Here is a 6,063-nt window from a genome sequence, read left to right as displayed (position 1 = left end):
ACGATAGTGCCCTGGCGCAGCGACAGGCCGCGATCCCCCAGGTAGCCATTGATTACGCCGAGGATGCCGGCTGCCAGCTCATGTTTCTCCAGCAAACGACGGAAGTTGAGGATGGTGGTTTCGTCGGGAATGCGCTCCAGGCTCAGCCCGGCGAACTGACGCAGGATGGTCGTCTCGTAGAGCGCTTCTTCCATGGCCGGGTCGCTGTAGCCGAACCAGTTCTGCATCAGATGGATACGTAACATGGCCATCAGCGGATAGGCTGGACGACCACCTTCACCCTTTGGGTAGTGTGGCTCGATCAGGGCAATCAATCCCTTCCACGGCACCACCTGATCCATCTCGATCAGGAACAATTCCTTACGGGTCTGCTTGCGCTTGCCGGCGTACTCGGCGTCGGCGAAGGTCATCTGCTTCATGGAAAAACTCGGCTGGCGGGATCGGCGTATTTCACCAGATTCGGGAAGTCTTTTTCAGACCTTCCTTAGCCCTAGTCAATGACAGCACAATCACCCTTGGATTCAATATGTCGCTTTTCCCAAAGCTAACCGGCAACGAGGCAGAAGAGTTCAAGGAATGGTTCAACACCAAGAAGCAAAAAACATGAACATAAGGTTTAAGCCTTGACCTTGAACACCGGGCGCGGCTACTGCCGCGCCCGGATTTGCTTTTCACCGCGCCCAGGACGGAACGGCCTGGGCGCGGTGCTGATCGCGGTTATTCCTTCGTCTCGATGAGCCACCACACGGCACGCGGCAAGACGCGGCCCGTGATGGGATGAATGTCGGTGAGGTCGGCGCAGGCCGTCCAGCCCAAGGGCGGACGGTAGCCGCGCACGTCGCCATCGCCGTGCCAGCGGCGGGCGCGTACCGTGCCGGGGGCGTAGATCGCAGCCATACGCGGGCGGCTGATGGTGGTGCGGGTCATGGGGGTGTCTCCTTCCAGCGAAGCGCCCCGGTTGAGGCCGGGGCGCATGCCTTCGGCGCGGATCAAGCGGCCAGCGCCTCGGCAGGTTCATCCGCTATTGCCTCGGCATCCTCCGGGGCGTCCTGCTCCGGGCCTGCCTCCTGCGCGGCATCCTGCGGGCCTGCGGCCTTGAAGATGGCGGGCATCCAGCCGGTGCCATCGGCCAGCCGTTCGGCCTCGCTGGCAATGTCGGCCTTCTTCAACTTCGCCAGCCGGGTGACGTGCTGCGGCGCGTACTCGCCCACGGCATCCAGAATCACGGCCTTCGGAACGTGCTTGAAATAGCCTTCTGCGGTCGGCTGCCACCATGCGGCCATGTCGAGGCCCACGGCCTGCGCCAATTCCTCGCCGGGTTGCTGCACCGTGGTGCGGGGCGTCACCACGTCCACCGTGGAAGCCACGCATACGGCCAGCAGCCGCACCAGTTCGTCTTGCGGCTTCGCCAGCAGCGCGGCGAACAGTTCGGCGCTGTCCTCCGGCAAGGCTTCGCCCGCCACCTGTTGCAGTTCGCGCAGTGCCACGGCGGCGGGCGATTCCGGCCAGTCCGGGGCCATGCCTTCCAGCCGGTCTTGCACTTTCAAGCTCATGCCCAGCGGCAGGTCGTGGCCGTAGTGGCTGCCCTGCAAGATGGTCTGCACCATGCCATGCACCACGGCAGCCAGCGCGGCTTGCGGGTGCCGGGCGACTTCGATTTGCAGCGCGGCGGTGCGGTGGGCGCTCAACCGCTGCGCCAGCCGGTCAGACATGGCGGCGATCTTGGGCTGTTCGTCGTCCTCGCCTTCGTCGTCGTTTCCGGCTTCGCCTTCGCCGCCGAAACCCTGCCGCAAGCGTTCCAGCGTGCGCAGCGCCTTGGCTTCGGCCTCACGCATCAAACCGCGATGAATCACGGTTTCGCCGTTGCGGTCGATGGTGACGATAGCCCCGGCTGCGGCCTTCACGTTCGGACTGTAGTCCTGCAAGCCATCTTCCAGCGCCTGCAATTGCTCGCCCACGGCTTCGCCTTCCTCTTGCAGCGCGTCGGCCTTGTCCTCGTCCTCGGCGTCCAGCGCGGCATCCACTGCTTCGGCCAGTTCGTGCAGCTTGGCTTGCAGCTTCTCGATACGTTGGGCCTCGCGCTTGATTGGCTCGCGTCGCTCCCTGGGCGCACGCTGGAAGGCGTGCAGGTCGGAATGGGTCATTCCCGGCGTGGCATCCACCCATGCCCAACCTTCGGCGCGAACATTGGCGGCAATGCCTGCCAGCCGGTCTTGCACCAACCGTTCCAGCAACGCGGCATCGGTCAGATACACGCCCGCGTCACCTTCCGCGAACAGGTCACGGCGAATCCCGCCGCCTGCGGCTTCGTAGCTGTCCAGCCCGACAAAGCGCACCAACGGATGCCGGTAGGCGTCGATTTCCCGTTCGGTCAGGCGCTCGCGCAAGTGCGAGGGGTGGCGCTGCCATTGCGGGGCATCGTAGAACGCCGCTTCCTGCGCAGTGTGTTCGTCAGTGATGGCAAGGGCCATCAACTGGTCAAGGCTCACGGCATCGGCGCGATAGTCGGCCATTAGGCGCGGGGAGACATTCGCCAGCTTCAAGCGGCGCTGCACCACCAGCGGCGTGACGGAAAAATCCGCTGCAATGTCCTCGATGGGCCGTCCTTCGGCCACCAGCGCCGCGAAGGCTTCAAACTGGTCTGCCGGGTGCATGGCCTCCCGCTGCACGTTCTCGGTGAGGCTGGCCGTGCGGGCGGTTCCATCGGCCACCAGCAGGCAAGGCACTTCCCATTCCTTGCTGATGCGATGCTTCTTCGCCAGCAGCTTCAAGGCGGCGAGGCGACGGCCACCGGCCACGACTTCGTAATGCTCGCCATCGGCGGATGCAATCACAATCAGGTTTTGCAGCAGGCCCACGCGCTGGATGCTCGCGGCAAGTTCGGGAATCGACATGCGCGGGGTCTTGCGCACGTTGCGGCCCGTGGGGCGCAGTACCAACCGTGACAACGGAACCAGAATCAGGTTCTTGGTCGGGTCGGCGGCTTCCAGCGGGATAGCTGCGGCGGTATTGACGGCGCGGGCTTCGGTTTGGGTGATGGCGTTCATGATGATAACTCCTTGCGGTTAGGAAATGCAGCAGCGAAAGAAGCGGTAAGGGCTGCTGCCTGCCCCTGCCGCGTGGGGAATCAGGCTTTCAACTGGCGCAGGCCATCGGCCAGCAGCCACAGGGCGCGGTTCAGGCGCACATCGGAATCAATGCCCTGCACGGGGCGGGTACGTTGGCGGCGTCCGTTGGCGCTGCGGCCATGCAATCCGCCTTTGGTCAGGTTCTCCTGCGTGCGGTTGAACACGCTCCACAAGTCCGGGCGGCGGTCGTCGAACCGGCGCGGCATCAGGATTTGCGATTCGGTGATGGGTGCGGGCTTGTCGGGGTCGTCGTACTTGAGCGACAGCGCAGCGCGGGCGAACACTTCGGCCTCGCCTTCGTCCAGCGTGATGCTGCGCATCAGGTCACGGGATTCCTTCACCCGCTCGAAGCCGCTCAACACCTCGAAAGCGCCTTCGATGACGTGCCCGGCCACGTCGCCTTTGTGGGGTACGCGCACGTCCGCCACGGTGTCGCCACACACAAGGCCATTGCTGCACACGAACCGGAACATCCCGGCCAGCATCTGATAGCTGCTGGTGCCGTCGTGCGAGTTCAGCAACACGATTTCATTGGCTTCCGCGCCGTTGATCTGGCTGGCGTGGCGCAGGCGAATCATGTGTTTGGTGTGCTCGCGGCGGCCTTCATCGCGCACGCGGGTCTGCGTCACCATAAAGGGTTGAAACCCCTCCTTGCGAAGCTCGGTCAGCACCGTGGCGGTGGGGATGTAGCTGTACCGCTCGGAACGGCTCTCATGCGGGGCATCCGCGAAGATGGACGGGGCCACCCTGCGAATCTGGTCATCGGACAGCGGGTAGTCGCTGCGCAGTGCTGGGGAATGGGAAGCGAAACGGGATGCGAGTTGCATGGTCTTTCTCCTGACGAAAAGGGTTTGCTGTTCAAACCGCACACCGGATTCCTAGATTCGGAGCCCAGCCTTTCGGTTGTTCGGTGCGGTCGGCACGAGGAACCCGGTTGGCCCTGTTGCCACCGTCTTTCCTGAGTTCATCGCCCGCGACGGTCAGGAGCACGCGAACGGGTGCCGTCAAGGAGGCAAGCGCAGGGTTGGTGCGGCCCGCAGGCGAAGCCGAGGACACGGCCCTGCGCGCCTTGACGGCGCACGGGCGCGGGCTACAGTCGCGGACAAGGTGATGAAGTCAGGGGAGACGGCTCGACAAGGCAACGGCCTTCCCTGTGTGCCGAACCGCACGGCAAGCGAAGCGCGCAGGCCCGAAGCTGGAAGCCGGGCCGGAGGCGTCAGCCGAGCGGAGCGAGGGAACGATGGAAGCCCGTCAGGGGCGAAACCCCGCAGGGGGTTCGATGCGCAGCACGACAGCGCGACCGGCCATGTTTCTTGGCCGGGGACGCCCGGATTTCAAAGCTCGATGCACAAGCTCATTCGCCAAGCATCGGGAAGCAGAGCCAGTTGTGCCGGTGATTGCTTCGGTCTGGCCGATCCCGCGTAGCCGGTTCGGCGGTCTTTGAGGGGCGCTAAGCATCGCGCGGCGGGGGTGGCCCGCAGGGCTTTCCCCTGGAGGCAAGCGCAGCGCCCCGTCAGGGGCGCGAAGGCATCACGCCGAGTCGTCAGGACACAGGCTGGATTCCGCAACCGGCATCCACGGCGAAGTCGAGTTCAGGTAGTAGCGCCTACCACGCGCATACAACCCCGAAGGCTCGGTGGGCTGGTAGAACCCGGTGACGCGGCGCCAGAACTGCACACCAAACTCGTTGGTGTAGATCACCGCGTCGCCGATCTTGAAGCACAGCGGCTGCCCGTTCTCCGGCGCGAACGGTTTGAGCGCATCGTGCTGCGCCGTGATTTCGATGATCTAGTCGTGATGGCTACTCATGGCATGGATCTCCTGCAAAGGTTGAGAAAGCACAAGGAGCGCCTTGCGGCGCTCCCAGGGCCGAGTCAGACAGCGATCCGCCCGGCCAGCCGCGCATCGCGTGCGTAGGCGCTCAACCGCTTCTCGGCGCGGAAAGACAGGTCGCGCTCGATCGGCAAGCCCAGCCCGCCGCGCACCGTCGCCAGCTCGCCCAGGCTGACCCAGCCGATTTCCGGCATCCCCAGGCCCAGGTCGCAAAGACCAAAGGCGTGGTCGTGGTCGTCGGGATCAATCTCGGTTAGCAGCCAGGTCGCGCCGCTATCCGGCGTGAACAGCTTGACCACGGGCGCCGGATCGAAGTCCGGGTTCTCCAGCGATTCGCGGCCGTTGGCCAGCAGCACGATGCGCTGCTCGTCAGTGATGAGTGCGTTGTTCATGGTGAACTCCTGAAGGGTTGCCGGGCGGAATTGCCCGACCCTTCCGTGGCACGGCGCAGCGCAAGCAGTCAGGGGTCAACGACGGCCGCCAGGACGCAAGCGCCATCGGCGCGCAGCCCTTGACGGCGAGCACGCCGTGGCACGATGAAGGGAACAGCAAGACCGCCTCCCTTGCACCTCCATATGCGTCGGTTTTAGGCGAGCAGAGCACCCAGGTCGGAGGCGCCAGGGGGCATAGCCGGATGGCCGTGATTCGACACGAAGCGCGGGACACAGCCCGCGAACCCGACGGCGGCACGCCGGGGCGCTACGAGGTTCTGTTTGCTGGTTTCTTGCGCAATGATTCAATAAATGTTGTATTATCGAACTATGAACGAAGATCAAGCTGTTTCCGCCCTCGGCGCCCTGGCCCACACCCAACGCCTGCGCGTGTTCCGCGCCCTGGTCGTCGCTGGCCCCGAGGGGCTGACGCCCAGCGTCTTGGCCGACCAGCTCGACGTGGCCCGCAACTCTCTGTCCTTCCATCTGAAGGAGCTGGCTCACGCTGGCCTCGTCACCATCGAACAGCAAGGGCGCAACCTGATCTATCGCGCTGACTTCGCGCAGATGAACAGTCTGCTTGGCTACATGACCGAGCACTGCTGCCAGGGCGGCGTATGCGAAGTCACTGAATCTCCCTCCACCTGTGCCTCCTGCTGAAAGGAACTCTC

Annotated in this window: 6 protein-coding genes and 1 pseudogene; 1 reads left to right on the top strand and 6 read right to left on the bottom strand. The window is 64.4% G+C overall.

What is annotated here, in order from left to right:
* The 6 genes and pseudogenes from ACGLHT_RS18685 to ACGLHT_RS18660 all read right to left on the bottom strand — a co-directional run.
* Positions 1-419 (bottom strand): annotated as a pseudogene (locus ACGLHT_RS18685) (IS5-like element ISPa16 family transposase); the annotation flags it as partial.
* A 298-nt stretch (positions 420-717) separates the two neighbouring features.
* A complete protein-coding gene (locus ACGLHT_RS18680; RefSeq protein ID WP_008643223.1) occupies positions 718-927 on the bottom strand; it encodes a hypothetical protein in 210 nt (69 codons plus the stop codon).
* A gap of 62 nt (positions 928-989) precedes the next feature.
* Complete coding sequence (locus tag ACGLHT_RS18675; protein ID WP_008643221.1) at positions 990-3,047, bottom strand: ParB/RepB/Spo0J family partition protein; 2,058 nt, start codon at positions 3,045-3,047, stop codon at positions 990-992.
* Between the two features lie 80 nt (positions 3,048-3,127).
* Complete coding sequence (locus ACGLHT_RS18670) at positions 3,128-3,955, bottom strand: DUF932 domain-containing protein (RefSeq protein WP_008643219.1); 828 nt, start codon at positions 3,953-3,955, stop codon at positions 3,128-3,130.
* A gap of 703 nt (positions 3,956-4,658) precedes the next feature.
* On the bottom strand, positions 4,659-4,916 hold the full coding sequence (locus ACGLHT_RS18665; protein ID WP_225525367.1) for a hypothetical protein: 258 nt from the start codon (positions 4,914-4,916) through the stop codon (positions 4,659-4,661).
* 86 nt (positions 4,917-5,002) lie between these two features.
* Entirely contained in the window at positions 5,003-5,353 is a 351-nt protein-coding gene (locus ACGLHT_RS18660) for a DUF2958 domain-containing protein (protein ID WP_020203136.1), read from the bottom strand.
* Positions 5,354-5,722: 369 nt separating this feature from the next.
* Here ACGLHT_RS18660 and ACGLHT_RS18655 point away from each other — a divergent pair, with 369 nt between their 5' ends.
* A complete protein-coding gene (locus ACGLHT_RS18655; protein ID WP_008643211.1) occupies positions 5,723-6,052 on the top strand; it encodes a helix-turn-helix transcriptional regulator in 330 nt (109 codons plus the stop codon).
* Positions 6,053-6,063 lie beyond the last annotated feature (11 nt).

Source organism: Pseudomonas sp. PsB, from assembly GCF_043658375.1.
GTDB lineage: Bacteria > Pseudomonadota > Gammaproteobacteria > Pseudomonadales > Pseudomonadaceae > Aquipseudomonas > Aquipseudomonas putida_Z.
Note: the sequence above shows the minus strand (reverse complement) of the source record. Positions and strands in the feature narration are given on the sequence as shown.